The sequence below is a fragment of the Natrinema caseinilyticum genome (genome assembly GCF_024227435.1).
Taxonomy (GTDB): domain Archaea; phylum Halobacteriota; class Halobacteria; order Halobacteriales; family Natrialbaceae; genus Natrinema; species Natrinema caseinilyticum.
Genome location: NZ_CP100446.1, coordinates 677,731 through 694,414, shown reverse-complemented (window position 1 = coordinate 694,414; position 16,684 = coordinate 677,731). Strand labels below are relative to the sequence as shown.

The window sequence follows — 16,684 nt, the reverse complement described above, 5'->3', positions numbered from 1 at the left end:
GCACTTTGACAGAGAACCTCATACAGCTTGAAGGATGGGGATCGTTTCGCGGTTGCCTGGATCAGAGCGATAATATAGTCCTAAGTCTCTAATATTTTATATTATATTAAATGCGATGATATAATAAAATCGAACGGTGAATGAAACTACTAGCATCAGTAGAATCCGCCCTACTGACACGATATCACACCTTCTGGGAGGCGGAATACGTGGTACAGTGCGGGTCCAAAACAGCAAGAAAGAACAAACAAGTTGCAATGACGATTACCGGGAAACTACGCTCGAATCGAACTCCCCCACTAAATTCACTACTGCCGCGTCACTCGAGGAAGGCTGTCGGTACGCAATCGAGTATCGAAGATAGTCACGCCGGTGCAGCGTCTGAGGAGTGGTGGCCGACTGGAAGACCGATATCGATCTCGTCGGCCTCGTTGAAACCCATAATCGACGACGATTCTCAGGCGTCGTGCTGAATACACAGCGCGAATGTCGCACGAGATCGAACCCGACCTGCGAAGGTGGTGATCGGTCAGTACAAGCGAACGAGATAACATGCACGTATGTTTACTCATGAGACACATCTGCAGTCAAATAGAATTTTCAACGGCGTGATCCCACCAGATACCATATTTTCACCGGATAGCTTTATCATGCTGCTTGATGCCGTATCACACGGTATTCGTCAATGACACAAGAATGGACCATCAAAGGAGATTACGTTGAAGCCTGCAACTGCGATGTTGCATGCCAGTGTGTATGGATGGAATCGCCGGACGATGACGTCTGTACCGTCTCACTGGCGTGGCATATTGAGGAAGGAAGCTACGGCGACGTCGACCTGAGCGGGGTAGATGTCGGCATGCTCATCTCGACGGATGAGGGGGTCATGTTCGCACCCGAGACGGAGTGGGACATCGTGTTACTCCTCGACGAGACAGCCAACGACAGCCAGCGCGAGGCGCTCGAGGATATCTACTCCGGCCGCGCCGGTGGCATCTGGGCACCCGTCGCTGACACGCACGTCCGATCCGCCGACGTTACAACCGTTCCGATCAGCTTCTCGCGGGAGGGGACGGATTTCTCCGTCGAGATTGGGGACGCCATCGAAATGGATGCGAGCGGTGCGGTCGGATTCAACGAGGAGGTCGGTACGATCTCGCCTCACCCACTGACGAAGAGTACGGAAGTACAGACCGGAAAGTCAACCACAGCCACCGTCTCCTACGACGACCAGTTCACGTGGGACGTCTCCGGAAACAACGCCTATCTCGGCGACTTCGAATTAGCGAACTCCTGAGAGCGGAAGGACAGCGATATTGTCAATCAATCATGGGGACACATGACTCATTTCGGGATCGAATTACCCACCGGCGCATCCCGATTATCGCGGTCGTTACCTATGTAATCGCGCTGTTGGCGTGGGCGGCAGTCATCGGTCGCTGGCTCCCGATGCCCGGCGGACAGATGGGTATGGAAATTCACATGTCCGACCCGGGAGCACCGGAAGCGATGGCGCTCTCGAACGGGTTGACTGGTATCTGCCTGTACCTGTTCATGTGGGGGGTTATGATGGTCGCTATGATGTACCCGTCGTCGGTCCCGCTCTTCCGGCTATACGCCGAGACACTTGAAGGGACGACGACCGCGGGTAAAGCAATGCGAGTTGGGGCATTTATCGGGACGTATGCACTCGTTTGGACGGTAACAGGAGTTGTCCCGCTTGTTGTCAATGTGCTGGTGCCGATCGTCAGCCTCGCGAACGCCCATGGCGGGCTCTTAATGGGTGGGTCGTTGCTACTCTTATCGGGGTACCAGCTCTCACCATACAAGTACCGATGTCTGCGGTATTGCCGGTCACCGCTCGGATTCCTTCTGGGCCACTACCGGCCGGGGGTGCGTGGTGCCGTCCGAATGAGCTGGCAGTTCAGTGTCTTCTGTGTTGGGTGTTGTTGGGCCCTGTTCGCATTCATGGTGATCGTGGGCTCGATGAATATCGTCTGGATGGCGCTCATCGCGGTTGTGCTCTCGCTCGAACGGACGGTTGCGTGGGGTGGGCGACTGGCACGTGGGGTTGGTATTCTTGCTGGTATTGGCGGCAGTGTTGTTATTTTAATCTCACTGGTCTAGGACGGCCTTTCGTCTGATAAGCATACTACCTGTACTTGTCACGAGTTTCGTGAGCCGTTCAGAATAAAGAAACAGAGCACCGATCTACCGATATCGTCGCGACTGTGATCTCGTTTTTTGTCCCAGGGATGGGTGCGGGGCGGTCGAACTGCCCCGAGATAGCGAATGACCACTGAGCGACAGCACCCACAAGATCGTGGTATTGACCGAACACCAACTCACCGACAGCCCACTGAACCACCCTAGTCTGGCCTCGAGTTGCGCGTTCCGACCGATCGGTGTCGAGAGTCACTCATTTCGTTCGTCGAGTGTGTTCTCGTCGAACTCACGCATGCAGACGTCGGTGCCGAGTATCGATCGTCGAACGTTTGGGGAGTCAACCAAACCCAGTACATCGCCGCCGAGACGACTGGTCAACTCTTCAGGAAGCACCATTATGATGAACGGCTTGGCTGGCACGAACAGACGATGTCTCGCCAGGACGTCCGTGAGGAGCTGATCAACCGCCTCGCACGGCCAGCGTCACTGGCGACGAATCAGAGTCATCCCTATCCTGTTGATGAACCAGATACGTTCAAAGTGAAGCCAACGTGGTAACTGCGAACAGGCTCACAGACTGGCGAGAGGTAGCCATCAGCTATCAATATAACCTTCCGTTGTTCATTCTTCATTGTAGTACAATCTTTGCCAGAATGAGTCGTGAAATTATGGAGAATACAGAAGGAGTGATACGGACACCCGGCCTCATCTACTCAGGAAACTATTCCTCGAAGTAAGAATTATATCGGTAGCCACGCAAGATCGAGTATGTCCAATACAGAGTCTCCAGATGGCCCCCCATTCTTTGAGGATGCGTTTCGTGACGACGATGTTGAACAGCGCATCTACGGGACGATCCTTCGGACCCGCGAGCCTGCAACGGCGAGCGCTATCGCAGAGCAAGCCGAGTGCGACCCAAAGACCGCTCGAAAATATCTAGGCTGGTTCAGCGACCTCGGGATCGTCACGCGCCACGACGGCCATCCGACGACCTACGAGCGCAATGATGCATACTTCCAGTGGCGGCGCATCAACCAACTTGCTGCCGAGCACACCGTCGACGAACTCCAAGAGCACGTCCGCAACCTCACGACACGGATTACCGATTACGAAGAAACGTACGATGCCACGACACCGGCAGCTGTCGACGCTGTCGATGCTGCAGAGACGAGCGACGAACAGACAATCGACGATGTGTATAGCGACCTTGCCGACTGGGCGACCGCTCGAGATGAGCGCAAGCGCTACGAACGCGCCCGTCAGCAACGCGCTGGCGCTGAGACCGACCAAGCATCCGGGTAATCCCATCGATGACGCCGCCTGCAGGAGATGGACGTAGCCCTGCCCCTATCGACCACCCAGTTCTCGAGTTTCTCCAGACACGTCTCCAAGCCACAGCACAGGCCGCTCGAGCGACGATCACGGATTCGAGTGGACATCTTGAACTCCGTGTAACACTCGCACCATCGTACTATCCTGAAACCGTAGCGGAGGCGAGTCTCACTGTTCGCTGGTACACGAACGACGACTTCAAAATCCATTACCGAGAGGTGCATCCTGATCACGCCTGGGAGTGCCGGTGGGACCGGCATCCGAACCCTCACAATACGCGAGACCACTTTCATCCTCCGCCCACTGCCCCGACACCCGGCGAGGACAGTTCGTGGCCAAGCGATCATCGGGATGTACTGCGGCTCGTCCTCGATAAGATCGAAGAACGAATTACCAGGTTGTGGGACGAGTGAGCCATCAGTGATGGCAGTTTTTCTGCGCCAAAGTGGATTCACCCACTTCCAACGTTGACATCTTGTACGTGATCGCCGGCCAAGACGAGCCCCATGGCCTCGCGATCGAAGGCGAAAAAGGCAAACTCGAGGAGTACTACCTGAACGAGATCCATCACGAACAGCAGTATCCGAATCTCGATACGGTCGTCAACAAGGAACTTGTCGAAAAAGGACAACTCGACAGGCGCACAAACTACTACGCGATTACAGACGAGGGAGAGCAAGCAATCAAGGATCGGCGTGAGTGGGTATCACAGTACATCGATTAAACCGCGATCAGAATTGGTCTGTGTTTTTGTCTCAGTCCTCAAACAGAGCAGTACAGAGCGTGAATTTCCTGATAGTGAGTATCAGGATCCGTATGAGAATTTGTCATGGGTTAGCGGAGAACCGAAACTATAGCCCGGTTGAATAGGAAGTCCGGAGTTGAAATGTCGTGGTATATTCTGATACTCGCCGGGCTGTTCGAAATCGTTTGGGCAGTCGGACTCGAATACTCTGATGGATTCTCGAAACCGTGGCCCACACTTGGAACCATCGTCGCTCTCGTCGCCAGCATGATTCTGCTGGCACAGGCTGTCAAAGATCTTCCTGTGGGGACAGCCTATGCAGTGTGGACAGGTATTGGAGCTGTTGGAACTGCTTCGCTTGGAATCGTGCTGTTTGATGAACCGGCCACTCTCACTCGGATCGCATGTATCGGCGTGATTGTCGTCGGTATCGTCGGACTCCACCTTGCATCTGGAGGCCAGTAACTCGTTACTCGTTATCGCGATCTAGAAAGCCCCTGGCACGCTCGAGTCCCGCGCCTGGCGAGACGCAGGCGTCTCGCTGCCCTTCGTTCGTTTCACTCGTGAAGGCCTCGCTGCGCTCCTCTCAGGTTTGCGGTGCTTGCGTCGGCGGGGTTCCTCGAGCGTGTCAGCCCCTTTCAGACCCACCCACGTGGATTGATCGGGATGCTATTGCGTTGGTTACTCGCTCTTGGGTATCGGCCCGCCCCGCTCGCCGCGTGCCGCCCTCCGCGTCGCTCGCGACCGACCATTCCAGGCTGCGGTTCGCTCCTGGCGTCGCTCACCGTTCCGGGCTAAAGTGAATCTGATCTCGGCGCCAGCAGTAAGCGCGTTTTCGGTTGTGCCCCTCGCGGGCCGGACGCGAGAAACGGCTTAAAGCTGGCCGCTCGCTCCGGGCGGGTCGCCGAGGCGCTCACACCGTTCGCGCCTCGCTTTGCTCGGCAGGGCGCCGCGCGGTGCTGGTTGGGGCACCACATTCGGGCGCGCTCTCGCTCGCGCCCCACAGGGTCGCTCGCGAAGGCGCGAGTGCAGCACGAACTGACCGGAGAATGTTGCGGTCTGTGATCGCTCACTGCAGGTACGGATATTGATCGGGAATCCAGAGATAGTCATCCATCTCCCACTATCGTCGTGGCGTGAAATTATCCTCGAGTCTCGTCACTGTATTATGTCGAACGCTCGAGTGCGAACGTGTGAGATGGTTCCAATCGCTGCTGTGGGCCACTCGGAGAGGCACGAGCTATGAGCGAAGAGACAATCCACACGACGTCAGTATCGGACTCTCAACCGCTGCGGGCAACGCGTCGAAGCGCACTTCGCGGGGCAGGTCTCGCCGGAATACTCTCGCTAGCCGGCGGCAGCGCCACTGCCAGCCAACAGTCCTCGGAAGCAAACGCCCAGCAGACGGACCAGCAGTCGTCAGCAGATGGCGAGTCGATCCCAGTGACATGGGAGAATTACCCACGCGCCAACTGTCATGCTTCATTCCAGGCAACCGTCGACGAGGGCGGGTTCGGACAGCTCTATAATTTCAGAGATATAACGCCAGTCAGCGAGCAGTTGGACGTCGAGGCAAATCGTGACACGATTTACTCACTCGGGGTGTTCGATCTGACCGAGCCAGTCACCATCACGCTCCCAGACAGTGGTGACCGCTACCAGTCAATGAATGTCCAGAACGAGGATCAATATGTGAAGCTGACAGTCACCGAACCTGGCACGTACACGATAACACAAGATCTGGTCGGGACTCGGTATGCTGGCGTCCTGATCCGTACGTTTGTTGACCCGAACGACCCGGACGATGTAACGCAAGTCCGGCAACTCCAGGATGAGATTGGCGTCGAACAAGCATCGGCTGGCTCCTTTGAGATTCCCAACTGGGAGCAACGATCATTCAACCAACTCGACGACGCGCTCACGACAGTCTTTACCACGCTCGAGAACTTTTCGGGCGCGTATGGTGACGTCGATCAAGTCGACCCCGTGAAATTTTTCGTCGCCAGTCCGTCGGGGTGGACCGGCCCCCCGCAGCCGTCGGAAGCGCTCTTCCTCCAACGGATTCCCACCCAGAATGATGGCACAACGCCATACACACTCACCGTCGACGAAGACGTCCCCGTCGACGCGTTCTGGTCAGTCACCGTCTACAACCGTGACCTCTACCTCGAGGAGAACGAGTACGACGCGTACTCGGTCAACAACGTGACTGCAGAGCCGGACGACGACGGCAGTGTCACGATTCACTTTGGCGGCGACCCCGATCAGCCGAACTTCATCTACACGCCAGAAGGATGGCACTATATCGTCCGACTCTATCAACCACGCGAGCCAATCATCAACGGGAGCTATCAGTTCCCCGAGGCCGAGCTGGTCGGGTGAAATCACCAACAACGGGAGTTGCGATAAGCAAAAGGTGAGTCACAGTGTCAAAAGATCTAAAAGAACGGCTTAGCCAACGGTTTTCATCCTCTCTTCCGGTACTGGAGTGGCTTCCGCAGTACGATAAGTCGTGGCTCCGTCTGGATATCGTCGCGGGAATCACCGTTGCAGCGGCAGTCATTCCCGAGGGGTTGGCGTACGCATCGCTGGCAAACTTGCCACCGGAGACTGGCTTGTACGCCGGGTTGATGGCCGCCATCGCGTACCTTTTTCTTGGCACCTCCCGGCAGGTCATGGTGGGACCGACCTCGGCGCTGGCGATCCTGCTCGCAAGTGGTGTTGGGGCAGTCGCTGGCGGAAGCAGCGCTTCATACGCGTCGCTTGTCATTATTGCTACAATTCTCGTCGGTGTCTTTGCAGTTATCGCGTGGGTGTTTCGGTTGGGATTTCTCGTCCACTTTATGTCGGAATCGGTACTCACGGGGTTTTCCGCCGCGATACAGCAGAGCAACCTCGAAACTCAAGCGAACTCTCACCAGCACAGCGGCTCGAAGCACCAAGCACACGATTTATTGACGCCAGCATCGCGCCGATCAACGATATGGACGCGCTGCGAGCCTGCATCGCCTACGAAAATCAGCACCAACAACGCATCCCGATTCTCCGCCAACTCGAGAAGCGGACCAACGAACTCCGTTCGCAGGACGAGGATGACGGTTAATTCGATACCCCCCTAAAATGTTCCACCTCTCCGATACATCGTGTTCAGATAAGCTGATTCCATGCGAAGGCGAACGACCTGAGCCACTGATCAGCAGTTTCTGCGTGAGCGTTACTAAAGCAGTTTGAGAAAGAAGAGGTTCGACGTTTTATCTCCCGAAAGACACGTTCGACACTGTTCCGATTTCCATGTCGTTCGTATCTGAAATCGAGGCCATGCCGTTGACAGGCGTAGTTCAGTGATTTATCGCCATCAACGAGAAACACAGCGTCATCGACATCGTGTTTCTCGCGTAATTCCGTGAAGAATGTACTGGCTATTACCTTATTTCTCGTCGGTTCAAGCTTTGTATGGAGTAATTCGTTTGACTCTGGATCGACAGCGGCGTACAGCCAATACTGTTCATCGTCGAGCCGGATCACCGTCTCGTCAACTGCAACGTGATCCGGGTTTCGACAGGAATCGGGCTGTAGATCAGCCTTGTGAACCCAGTTATGAATCGTCGATCGAGACCGTTCAACACCGAATATCTCGAGAACACGAACAGTATTCGAAAGCGAGAGTCCAGCAAGATGGAGCTGAATACTGAGCCTCATCAACAGCCGCGGTGTTGCTTCTCGCTCCACAAAATCCAAGTCGAACTGGCCGATACTAGGACTAAGGCGTGCGTTTTCGGGCATGAATCACTTTGAAAACGCCACGCCTCACTCCTTCAGCCTTGTTTGAACAGCACCGATGATTCCGATGTCGTTGTATATTTATATACACTATACCCCAACTGTTCCGGTGTTATCACTTTGCTCGGCGATTTCGGCAACTGTTCACGGTTGGTCGAGGTATTAGAGGTCCTCGAGTTCGATGCTACCTAGCACGGTTTGACATCCTCCCCGCCGTGAACAGCGAGGGATCATCCATCTCTCGAGCAGTCGAGCACAAGATTGATACTACCCGTTTAACCAACAAATTATCGGTCGGCGGTCTATGTTGGTTACAAGAGTTGAGTCCATCTGTCCCATGAGCCACCGATACCCTCAGCGGAACTCCCCACCGAGATTGTCGATACACTTGACGATTACTCACCCAGCTCCTCCGACACGTCGCCAGCTACGCCAAGGGACTCACTGAATACCGTGAGCGGGATGTTCGTCTTGCTGTGGGGGAAGAGCGAAGAGCGTCCAGACGATCGCCCGGATGATGTCCCTTCGAAGGTGACAGTAACGATAAGGGGATCAACGATAACCGCTACTACTGGCAGTGGCGGGAAGAATGAAAAAAAAAAAAATGAAGCGCAATGGTCCAGTTGATTTGAAAACTAGTTTTCGTCTGGATCGTTAAAAACGAAGGTGTAGTCGCTTTACTGAAACAGTGGGGGTGAATATTGGCGAACTGGTTCTTGTAGGTTGTCTATTTCAGTTAGCACTCAGTGCTGAGGTTTAACCAAGAAATGAAAAGCAGATGTCTCGTATTGGTTAACAGATCTCGGACGTCTGATGAGTATCAAACACTACTAACCGGTTGATCTCGTCCAAACTTTCCAATAGTATGTTCACAACTCGGAACGAGCAATCGTGGCTACCGCCCACCCCCACTATTTCCAGTGTAACTGCTAATGAAGGTCCCTGTGGATTCGACATGGCTTTTTGCCCACGGTCAGTTTATAACGGCCTTAGGGTGTTATGTTCGATAGGTTGGAAGAGTGTATAAAAACTATACGTGAGTGATACCAGCAAGAATTCACATTCAGAATAGCCATATCAAGTCCTACTCATGCTTGGCACTGCTCTCTCTGAAAACGAGACACCGACCTAGCGAACAGCTGACCTGCCATTGGAACTGTCCACCAAACTACTGAATAAAGAACAGATGGCTTTTTAACAATGCAGAAATCAACGCTCTCGTGATAAAAGACGGACTGAGTCTTCAATATTTGAACACACTGTTTTGTACTAGTTACAGAGATAGTCGTCCGATCAGAATTTCCATGGGCAGCGACTTCTCTATCAAGAGAAATCTCAGTAGATAGCGTTCATAGCAGGGCGAAATCGGCGAAAATAGTGAGAAAATGGTGGAACAGTTGCATATGAATATGACTTATGAAGTGTTATGTCGACTGACACCGCGAACCTGCTTACACGTCTTGAGGATTCTCCCGCCGACACCTCTGTAGCCGAAAGACAACCCGGTGGATAGCTAATCTGCAATCTACTCACGAATCAATCAAAGCGGCCTTTCTCTGGAAGTCTGGTATTCTTCCCCCTTCTCCCTGTCATATTGAGGTTGAGAATCAGATGAGTACTGAGACAGGTTGGTACCGAATCGAACTTACAGCGGGTGCAAGGCAGTACAACTACGATGACTCTCTGGCTGCGGTCATTGCCGCTTATGAATGGCTCAAATCTGCAGTTGAACCAGAAATTTTCGCGCAGTGGTGGCGTGAGCACATCTAAAGACATACAGGACTGACCTGGTCGGTAGGCGCCGCTAATCTTGAGAACGAAAAATCCCGGAGGATGACGTCGTGTCGACGCTTGAACGTATCGAGACACACGTTAATGTTGAGGCTGCAGTTAGGGATGCGGACATTGTTATTGAGGTCGTTCCGGAACGGATGAACCTCAAAAAGGAGTTATGTCAGAAACTTGACTTTCATGCGCCCGATGATATCGTGTTCGCGACAAATACGCCGACGCTCGTGATAATAATTGGTGTTACTGCTGCAAAGCTAACGCTCTGGAAGAATCGAAGGAGAAGAACACTGTGAAAATTTGTCGTCATTGCGAGTGCAGTACCGGTAACAGAAAACACAGCTATTCCGGAAACTAAGATGGGTTTTCGTCCATATCGATCAGCGAAAATACCGATTATGGGGATCATCACGATGGCAGGAACTGTAAATACGGCCATCATCAATCCTATCGTTGCGTCCGTCGCGCCGTAGGTTTGCTGTAGGGATTCTAGAAGTGGTGAAATAAGGGCTTTCCCAAGCGGTGCCATGAGGTTCGCTAACAATACCAATTGGAAATTGTTATTAAGTAGGACTAGTACGTCATCGCCAAAGAATCTCTGTATCACGTGATACACTCGATCTCTCCCTATCTATAAAAGTTCTCTCCAGTCGTCAATAATGTCCACGACGGTAGTTAACTGGGCGATATATGCCACCTCAAATTGCTGGAGTTCTCATACCCGTTCAATGATGGTGGCGACGGCCTGGCCGAAGCCGATACACATGGTCGTCAGCGCGGTGTCCTGCCCGGTGCGCTCAAGTTCGTGAGCCAGTTTTGTCAGGAGCGCGCTTCCGGTCGCGCCCAACGGATGGCCGTGGGCGATCGCGCCGCCGTTGACGTTCGTGTCTTCCCACGAGATTCCCGTCTCTTCGAGCCAGGCGGCGACGACCGACGCAAACGCTTCGTTGACCTCGAACAGATCGATATCAGATGGTTCCATCTCCGCCTTCTTGAGGACCTGTTCGGTCGCCGGGATAGGCCCAGTGAGCATCATGACGGGATCGACGCCGACGACTTCGGTCTGGACGATACGAGCCATCGGCTCCCACCCGTGCTCTTCGGCGGCCTCCTCGCTGGCGATAAGCAGCGCAGAGGAGCCGTCAACGATCCCCGAAGAGTTGCCCGCGTGGATGACACCCTCGCCCTCGTCGCGGAACGCCAGCGGTAGGTCGGCGAGCGTCGCGAGGTCGGTACCGGGACGGGGGTGTTCGTCCTGTTCGACGGTGATCGACTCGCCGTCAAGTTCGGTCTCAACGGGAACGAGTTGGCTGTCGAAGCGTCCCTCGTCGTTAGCTTGCTTCCAGCGTCGGTGAGAATCGACAGCGATTTCGTCGAGTTCACGCCGGGAGAAGTCCCATTCAGCGGCGACGCGCTCGGCGCTTTCGCCCTGGTGGACGAGCTCGTCGTAGTGTTCGAAGTAGGTGTCGGTCGTATCGGGTTCGGCCGTCTTCCCGCTTCGATTGCTGGTCATCGGGACGCGGGTCATGTGTTCGACGCCACCGGCGACGACAACGTCGTGGAAGTCGGCACGGACGTTGGCCGCGGCTAAGTTCACCGTTTGCTGGCCAGATCCGCACATCCGATCGAGTTGAAGGCCCGGGACGGAGTCACCCCAACCGGCTACCAGTGGGGCGATCCGACCAATGTTCGATCCTTGTTCGAACACGGGCTTGACACAGCCGTACATGACGTCCTCGATGATCGCCGGATCGAACCCATTGCGCTCCTCGAGTGCCGCAAGCGGAGCGGCTGCGAGGTCTTGGGGGTGAGTATCGCGAAACAAGCCTTTGCGTTTTCCAAACGGTGTTCTGACGGCATCGACAATTAGAGCCTCAGTCATCGTCGTTCGCAATGACAACACATACCGTATTAGGAGTTACGATGAGACTTTCGATAGGCCACCAGGAATTCAGGTGCCGCCGAGGACGAGATCTGACGTCCGGTCAATGTCTTTCGTAGATATCCCCGCTCAATGTTTTAGATCCTTTAATGGACTAATTCTCCCCGATACAGTACTATTATATGAGAAGGCTCGAAACAGAGAAGCGTGCCTGAACAATTACTTACCGATAAGTTCGACTTCACAGGCGACGCCGTCGCGGTTACCGGCGGCGCAAGCGGTATCGGCCGAGCAGTCTGCGAGACCTTCGCCTCCTTAGGCGCAGACATCACCATCGCGGACATCGATGTCGACGCTGCGGAGGAAACTGTAGCTGTGATCGAGGAAGAGTACGACACCCAGGCCATTGCGATCGAGACAGACGTCTCTTCGTACGAAGACGCCACTGAGATGATCGAGACGACGGTCGACGAGTTCGGCTCGATCGACGTGCTCGTGAACAACGCCGGAATGAGCACACGTACCTCCTCGTTCCTCGAGTCGAAGCCCGAAGACTGGGACCAATCAGTCGGTGTCACCTACTTCGGGACGATGAATTGTACCCACGCCGCGCTGTCGCACATGGTCGAGCAGGAAAGCGGCTGTATCATCAACTACGCCAGCGACTCGTACAAGGGCAACGATCCCTCGCTCGCCGTCTATGGTGGCGCGAAGGCCGGGAACGTCGCGTTTACGATGAACGTCGCCAAGGAAGTCGGCGAACACGGTATCCGGATGAACGTCGTCTCCCCTGGCACGACCGAAACGCCTGCGACCGAAGACTGGCTCGCCGAATACCGCGACCAAGTCCTCGACTCGTATGCGCTTAATCGCCTGGGGCAACCGCAAGATATCGCCGATACAGTCGCCTTCTTGGCAAGCGATGCTGCGGACTGGATTACCGCGGAAGTGGTCAGCGTCAACGGCGGCTACATTCGAGGGTAGTCCACTCGTTGAGACAGTATCTGTCTTTGAAACAACTCTATTTTTTGATTGGATCGAGTTCGTTCGAATCTTACTGGAAATTAGGGCTACAGTCTTTCTCTCCCGTAGATAGCTCTTGTGCAGTTCGAATTCTTAATCGAACTCTGACTGCTGTTTGTCATCCTCGGAAGATAAACAATGGTCGGTTCGTCGGGTTCACACCCGGCTGGTACCGACTCGCCGAGACTCACTTAACGTTCGCGGAGTTCCTTGCGCCGAATCTTCCCGGAGTTTGTTTTTGGGAGATCGTCCATAAAAGTGATCTTTCGCGGATATTTGGTCTTTGCCAGTTCCTCGCGGACAAATTTCTGAACCTCTTCTTTCAATTCGTTGGACGCCTCGTAGTTGTCGGTCAGGACAATGAACGCGGCGACAATCTCCCCGCGTTCCTGGTCGGGGAGACCGACAACACCGGCCTCCGAGATGGCGTCGTGGGTCAACAGCGTGTTCTCCACCTCCGTTGGCCCAATTCGGTGGCCGGCGCTGAGGATGACATCGTCGGCCCGGCCCTCGAACCAGAAGTAACCGTCCTCGTCAACGCGACCCAGGTCGTCGGTGCGGATCCACTTGCCACCCCATGTTTCCTCGGTCTTCTCGGGCATGTCGAGGTAGCCGGTCGCGTTGAGACAAGCGTCTTCCGTCCGGATAGCTATCTCGCCGACTTCGTTCCGTTCAACCTCAATGTCCTCGTCCCGGTCAAGAACCCGCACGTCGAAGCCAGGTGCGGGCTTTCCCATACTGCCGGGCTTAATTTCCCAATCGTCGAATGAGTAGTTGTTAATCGCCATTGCGCCTTCCGTAAACCCGTAGTGGTCGACAATCGTCGCGTCGAGGGTTCCTTGTGCCCACTCAATCGTATTCGAGTCGAGAGGTTCTCCCGCAGTCGCGACGAGTTCGACGTCCAGATCAAGCGCGTCGAAATCGACGTCGGACTGCGAGAGCTGTCGTAGGAGGGTCGGTGGGGCGAACACATTGGTGATACCGTACGTTTCGAGTACGTCGACGAACGGTTGGGGCTCGAACTTTCCGCGATACGCGATGGTTCCCATGCCTTTTGACAGCGCAAAGGCCGTACAACCGAACAAGCCGTAGGACCATGCCGGCGGCCCGGCGCCGAAATACTCGTGTTCCGGCCGATGGTCGGCGGCCCAAGTGAACCCGGGATACATCGAAACGATGATCGCGTGTTTTGCCATAACACCTTTTGGCGGGCCGGTCGTGCCGCTGGTGTATTGAATCGTACAGGTATCGTCGGGGTCAGTTTTGACCACTTGGTACTCTGGATCGTACGCCGCGTACTCACTGAACGGACAATCGTCGTTGGCGGTCAAATCGGTGGGATCGCCAGCGGTCAACATGTGGTTAAGGTGCTTGATTGACTCGACATCGATTTTCTCCCGGCGTTTCGGAGAGGTGACGACTGCCTCGACACCCGCCTCACGGATTCGGTAGTTCGCTGCATCGGGACCGAACAGTGGCGATAAGGGCACGAGTTCGAACCCGCCGAGCCAGGCCGCGACGGTTGTAGTGTACAGCTCTGAACACGGTTCAAGCATTGTGGCGATTCGATCCCCCTCTGAGAGTCCGAGGTCATGGAGAAAGTTGATCATACGCCCGGCGGCCTGGTCAAGTTCTCCGTAGGTCATCTCCTCGGCCCCTCCGTCGGCAAAGTCGACGACCCTGACCGCGATTTTGTCACGCCGATTGCTGTCGGCGTGTTTTCCGACGGCCTCGTATCCGATATTGAACCAACACTCTTTATCGCCTCTGTAGGTGTCCCACACCTGATCCCATTTGAAGGACTTGCGTATCTCTTGATAGCGACCCATGTTACCAAGATTGTATGGCTGGCATTATAATTTTGGGGCCTTGATATCCGTCACTTGCGGACACACCAACCGCTCGCTAGCGGTGCCACTTAGGAGAAACACATAAGTCGTCTGTCTACGACTCACCTTTATGTACGTATGCAGACGTAACCGACCGTCGCATCGCCAACTGCTCTCTGTCGGAACGCACATCGGGTGTCAAGGAACTCAACGAGAGGTGTCGATGGCAGTAGTGGCCAATCAATGACTGGGGAGAACCGACCATTCGAGTACCCCCGGACCGGGTTCGTTCTTCCTTCCGATCGGCCGGGAACGGACCTGCTCAACCTCGCCGTCAACGCAGTGGAATCCGGCTTCGACTCCGTTTGGACGGCTGGCGGGTGGGGATACGATCCACTCGTCCTGCTCGCCCGCGTCGCTGAACGGGTCGACTGCGCACTCGGAACTTGCGTTGTCAACGGCTTCTCCCGAACGCCGTCGGCGCTCGCAGCCGGATCACTCGCATTACACGAGGCGACCGACGGCCGGTTCGTTCTCGGTATTGGCGCCAGCACGCCGGCGGTCGTGGAAGGGTTCCACGGCCAGCTGTTCGACCGGCCGCTTCGACGCCTCCGGGAGACGATTGAAATTCTTAACTTGGCGCTTTCCGGTGATACCATCGACTACGACGGCGAGGTGTTCCAGCTGAATGGGTTTACACTCGACCGTGCTGACGGAGCGGCTATCCCGGTGTTCAACGGGGCGCTCGGACGAACGAACCTTGCGATGACCATCGATCACGCCGATGGGTGGATCTCACACCTGCTCCCGTTACCGACCTTGGAATCGGCACTGGCAGACGCCCGGAAACGGGCGTCAACCGACGGCTCACCCCGTATTTGTCCGTCAATCCCGACTGCCATCAGCGAGGATCCGACTGAGGCTCGGCAACTCCTCGCCGAACACGTCGCGACGTACGTCGGCTCTACAGCGTTCTATCGGGACGTCATTGCCGAGCATGGATTCCACGAGGAAGCACACGAAATCCACGACGCATGGCAAGACGGGCAGCGTTCGGTCGCCGTCTCGGCGGTCACGCGCCCTCTCCTCGATGCCATCGGTATTGCTGGAAGGCCCAGGTACGGACGCGAACGACTCTTGGAAATCCTCGAGACAGTCGACACCGCGCTCATTAGCTTTCCACGCGGTGCGACGAGTGACGTTCACCGGGCCGTCGTCGAAGCATTGCCGCCGGCAACGCGTTGATCACTGGTTACCTCGCGACGCGTCTCGTTCTCGTTGCCTGCTTTCATCGGGCGGCGATGATTTCGTCACCGAACCGCCGGACCTGATCGAGTTGAACCTCGATGTCGGTCGTGAAGAAGTCGAGCACGATGCGCGTGACGCCGACCTCGGCGTATGCGTCGATGTCGCCCATGACGGACGTCGGATCGCCGACCAGCGGTCGAGAGTCGTCGAGGCCGGGGCCTGATCCCAGCCGTATCGGTCTAGTTAGCGCAATCTCTGGTTCACTGTCACGGTCGAAATCCCGCCATGCTCGCATGATACGCTCGCGGGCAGATGCGATGTCGTCCGGCCGGTCCCAGAAGATGGTCCAGCCGTCGCCATACTGTCCGATGCGGCGGAACGCAGCGCCGGACCGGCCGCCGATCCATGTTTTCGGCCGATCGTCGCCAGGAACAGGGTGGAAGCTCGTCTCCTGAAAGCTGTGATGCAAGCCGTCAAAGTCGAGTTCTCCTTCTTCGCAGATCCGCTCAAAGAGGGCGAGAAACTCGTCGGTTCGACCGCCGCGTTCGTCGTATGGTACGTCAAGCACCTCAAACTCGGTTTTCATCCATCCGGTTCCGATGCCGAAGTCGAACTGGCCGTCCGAGAGCGCTTCCACAGTGAGAGCGTTGCGCGCCAGCACGACTGGGTGCCGGTAAGGAACGATACAGGTGCTTGACCCGATATCGATATTGTCAGTGACCCCCGCAAGGTAGTTCAACACTCCGAACAGGTCATAGGCGTTCTGTGAGATGTGAAACGGCGACTCACCCGTCGGTGAAAAGGGGTACTTGTCCGGGATTTCGGCGGGAATGTAATGTGGTCACCAGCCCAGACCGCATCGAAGCTGTAATCTTCCGCTGTCGTCGCCAA

At 55.4% G+C, this 16,684-nt stretch carries 17 protein-coding genes and 2 pseudogenes; 14 read left to right on the top strand and 5 right to left on the bottom strand.

Annotated features, from left to right (window positions below):
* The first annotated feature begins 685 nt into the window (after nt 1-685).
* From NJT13_RS22620 to NJT13_RS22575, 10 genes and pseudogenes are all read left to right on the top strand, one after another.
* Nucleotides 686-1,297 (top strand): DUF1326 domain-containing protein, encoded by a 612-nt coding sequence (locus NJT13_RS22620; RefSeq protein ID WP_256549443.1) that lies wholly within the window; start codon nt 686-688, stop codon nt 1,295-1,297.
* A 32-nt stretch (nt 1,298-1,329) separates the two neighbouring features.
* Nucleotides 1,330-2,127: a DUF2182 domain-containing protein gene (locus tag NJT13_RS22615; RefSeq protein ID WP_254525777.1), complete on the top strand. Its 798-nt coding sequence runs from the start codon at nt 1,330-1,332 to the stop codon at nt 2,125-2,127.
* A 258-nt stretch (nt 2,128-2,385) separates the two neighbouring features.
* Nucleotides 2,386-2,724: a DUF8030 family protein gene (locus NJT13_RS23725; RefSeq protein WP_484549621.1), complete on the top strand. Its 339-nt coding sequence runs from the start codon at nt 2,386-2,388 to the stop codon at nt 2,722-2,724.
* A 210-nt stretch (nt 2,725-2,934) separates the two neighbouring features.
* A complete protein-coding gene (locus tag NJT13_RS22605) occupies nt 2,935-3,468 on the top strand; it encodes a DUF7342 family protein (protein WP_254525776.1) in 534 nt (177 codons plus the stop codon).
* Nucleotides 3,469-3,476: 8 nt separating this feature from the next.
* Nucleotides 3,477-3,911 carry a toxin-antitoxin system TumE family protein gene (locus NJT13_RS22600; protein ID WP_254525775.1) on the top strand — a complete coding sequence of 145 codons (435 nt, stop codon included), beginning with the start codon at nt 3,477-3,479 and terminating at the stop codon, nt 3,909-3,911.
* Between the two features lie 32 nt (nt 3,912-3,943).
* Nucleotides 3,944-4,222 carry a PadR family transcriptional regulator gene (locus tag NJT13_RS22595; RefSeq protein WP_254525774.1) on the top strand — a complete coding sequence of 93 codons (279 nt, stop codon included), beginning with the start codon at nt 3,944-3,946 and terminating at the stop codon, nt 4,220-4,222.
* Nucleotides 4,223-4,384: 162 nt separating this feature from the next.
* Nucleotides 4,385-4,708 carry a quaternary ammonium compound efflux SMR transporter SugE gene (gene sugE / locus NJT13_RS22590; protein WP_254525773.1) on the top strand — a complete coding sequence of 108 codons (324 nt, stop codon included), beginning with the start codon at nt 4,385-4,387 and terminating at the stop codon, nt 4,706-4,708.
* A gap of 777 nt (nt 4,709-5,485) precedes the next feature.
* Entirely contained in the window at nt 5,486-6,625 is a 1,140-nt protein-coding gene (locus NJT13_RS22585) for a DUF1214 domain-containing protein (RefSeq protein WP_254525772.1), read from the top strand.
* Nucleotides 6,626-6,669: 44 nt separating this feature from the next.
* Nucleotides 6,670-7,065, top strand: a pseudogene (locus tag NJT13_RS22580) (SulP family inorganic anion transporter); the annotation flags it as partial.
* Between the two features lie 29 nt (nt 7,066-7,094).
* Entirely contained in the window at nt 7,095-7,346 is a 252-nt protein-coding gene (locus NJT13_RS22575) for a DUF8129 domain-containing protein (protein ID WP_254526113.1), read from the top strand.
* Nucleotides 7,347-7,390: 44 nt separating this feature from the next.
* Here NJT13_RS22575 and NJT13_RS22570 read toward each other — a convergent pair whose 3' ends face one another.
* Nucleotides 7,391-8,026, bottom strand: a complete 636-nt coding sequence (locus tag NJT13_RS22570) for an IS6 family transposase (RefSeq protein ID WP_254525771.1) — start codon at nt 8,024-8,026, stop codon at nt 7,391-7,393.
* A gap of 327 nt (nt 8,027-8,353) precedes the next feature.
* Here NJT13_RS22570 and NJT13_RS22565 point away from each other — a divergent pair.
* Both NJT13_RS22565 and NJT13_RS22560 read left to right on the top strand, forming a co-directional pair.
* Nucleotides 8,354-8,681 (top strand): annotated as a pseudogene (locus NJT13_RS22565) (hypothetical protein).
* 1,165 nt (nt 8,682-9,846) lie between these two features.
* Complete coding sequence (locus tag NJT13_RS22560; protein WP_256549459.1) at nt 9,847-10,107, top strand: 3-hydroxyacyl-CoA dehydrogenase NAD-binding domain-containing protein; 261 nt, start codon at nt 9,847-9,849, stop codon at nt 10,105-10,107.
* Here the strand turns inward: NJT13_RS22560 and NJT13_RS23625 are convergent.
* Together NJT13_RS23625 and NJT13_RS22555 are read right to left on the bottom strand one after the other, a co-directional pair.
* Nucleotides 9,993-10,340, bottom strand: coding sequence for an MFS transporter (locus tag NJT13_RS23625; RefSeq protein ID WP_425499826.1), 348 nt, complete (start codon nt 10,338-10,340; stop codon nt 9,993-9,995). The two genes, NJT13_RS22560 and NJT13_RS23625, sit on opposite strands and share 115 nt — an antisense overlap.
* Nucleotides 10,341-10,526: 186 nt before the next feature.
* On the bottom strand, nt 10,527-11,693 hold the full coding sequence (locus NJT13_RS22555) for a thiolase family protein (RefSeq protein ID WP_254525769.1): 1,167 nt from the start codon (nt 11,691-11,693) through the stop codon (nt 10,527-10,529).
* 207 nt (nt 11,694-11,900) lie between these two features.
* Here NJT13_RS22555 and NJT13_RS22550 point away from each other — a divergent pair, with 207 nt between their 5' ends.
* Nucleotides 11,901-12,677 carry an SDR family NAD(P)-dependent oxidoreductase gene (locus NJT13_RS22550; RefSeq protein ID WP_254525768.1) on the top strand — a complete coding sequence of 259 codons (777 nt, stop codon included), beginning with the start codon at nt 11,901-11,903 and terminating at the stop codon, nt 12,675-12,677.
* Nucleotides 12,678-12,907: 230 nt separating this feature from the next.
* Here the strand turns inward: NJT13_RS22550 and NJT13_RS22545 are convergent, their stop codons facing one another.
* Nucleotides 12,908-14,545, bottom strand: a complete 1,638-nt coding sequence (locus NJT13_RS22545; protein WP_254525767.1) for an acetate--CoA ligase — start codon at nt 14,543-14,545, stop codon at nt 12,908-12,910.
* 243 nt (nt 14,546-14,788) lie between these two features.
* Between NJT13_RS22545 and NJT13_RS22540 the strand changes: the two genes are divergently transcribed.
* A complete protein-coding gene (locus tag NJT13_RS22540) occupies nt 14,789-15,790 on the top strand; it encodes an LLM class flavin-dependent oxidoreductase (RefSeq protein ID WP_254525766.1) in 1,002 nt (333 codons plus the stop codon).
* A 43-nt stretch (nt 15,791-15,833) separates the two neighbouring features.
* Here the strand turns inward: NJT13_RS22540 and NJT13_RS22535 are convergent, their stop codons facing one another.
* The gene (locus NJT13_RS22535) at nt 15,834-16,535 is read right to left on the bottom strand and encodes an LLM class flavin-dependent oxidoreductase (RefSeq protein WP_254525765.1); all 702 of its coding nucleotides are present in this window, start codon (nt 16,533-16,535) and stop codon (nt 15,834-15,836) included.
* Between the last annotated feature and the right edge of the window lie 149 nt (nt 16,536-16,684).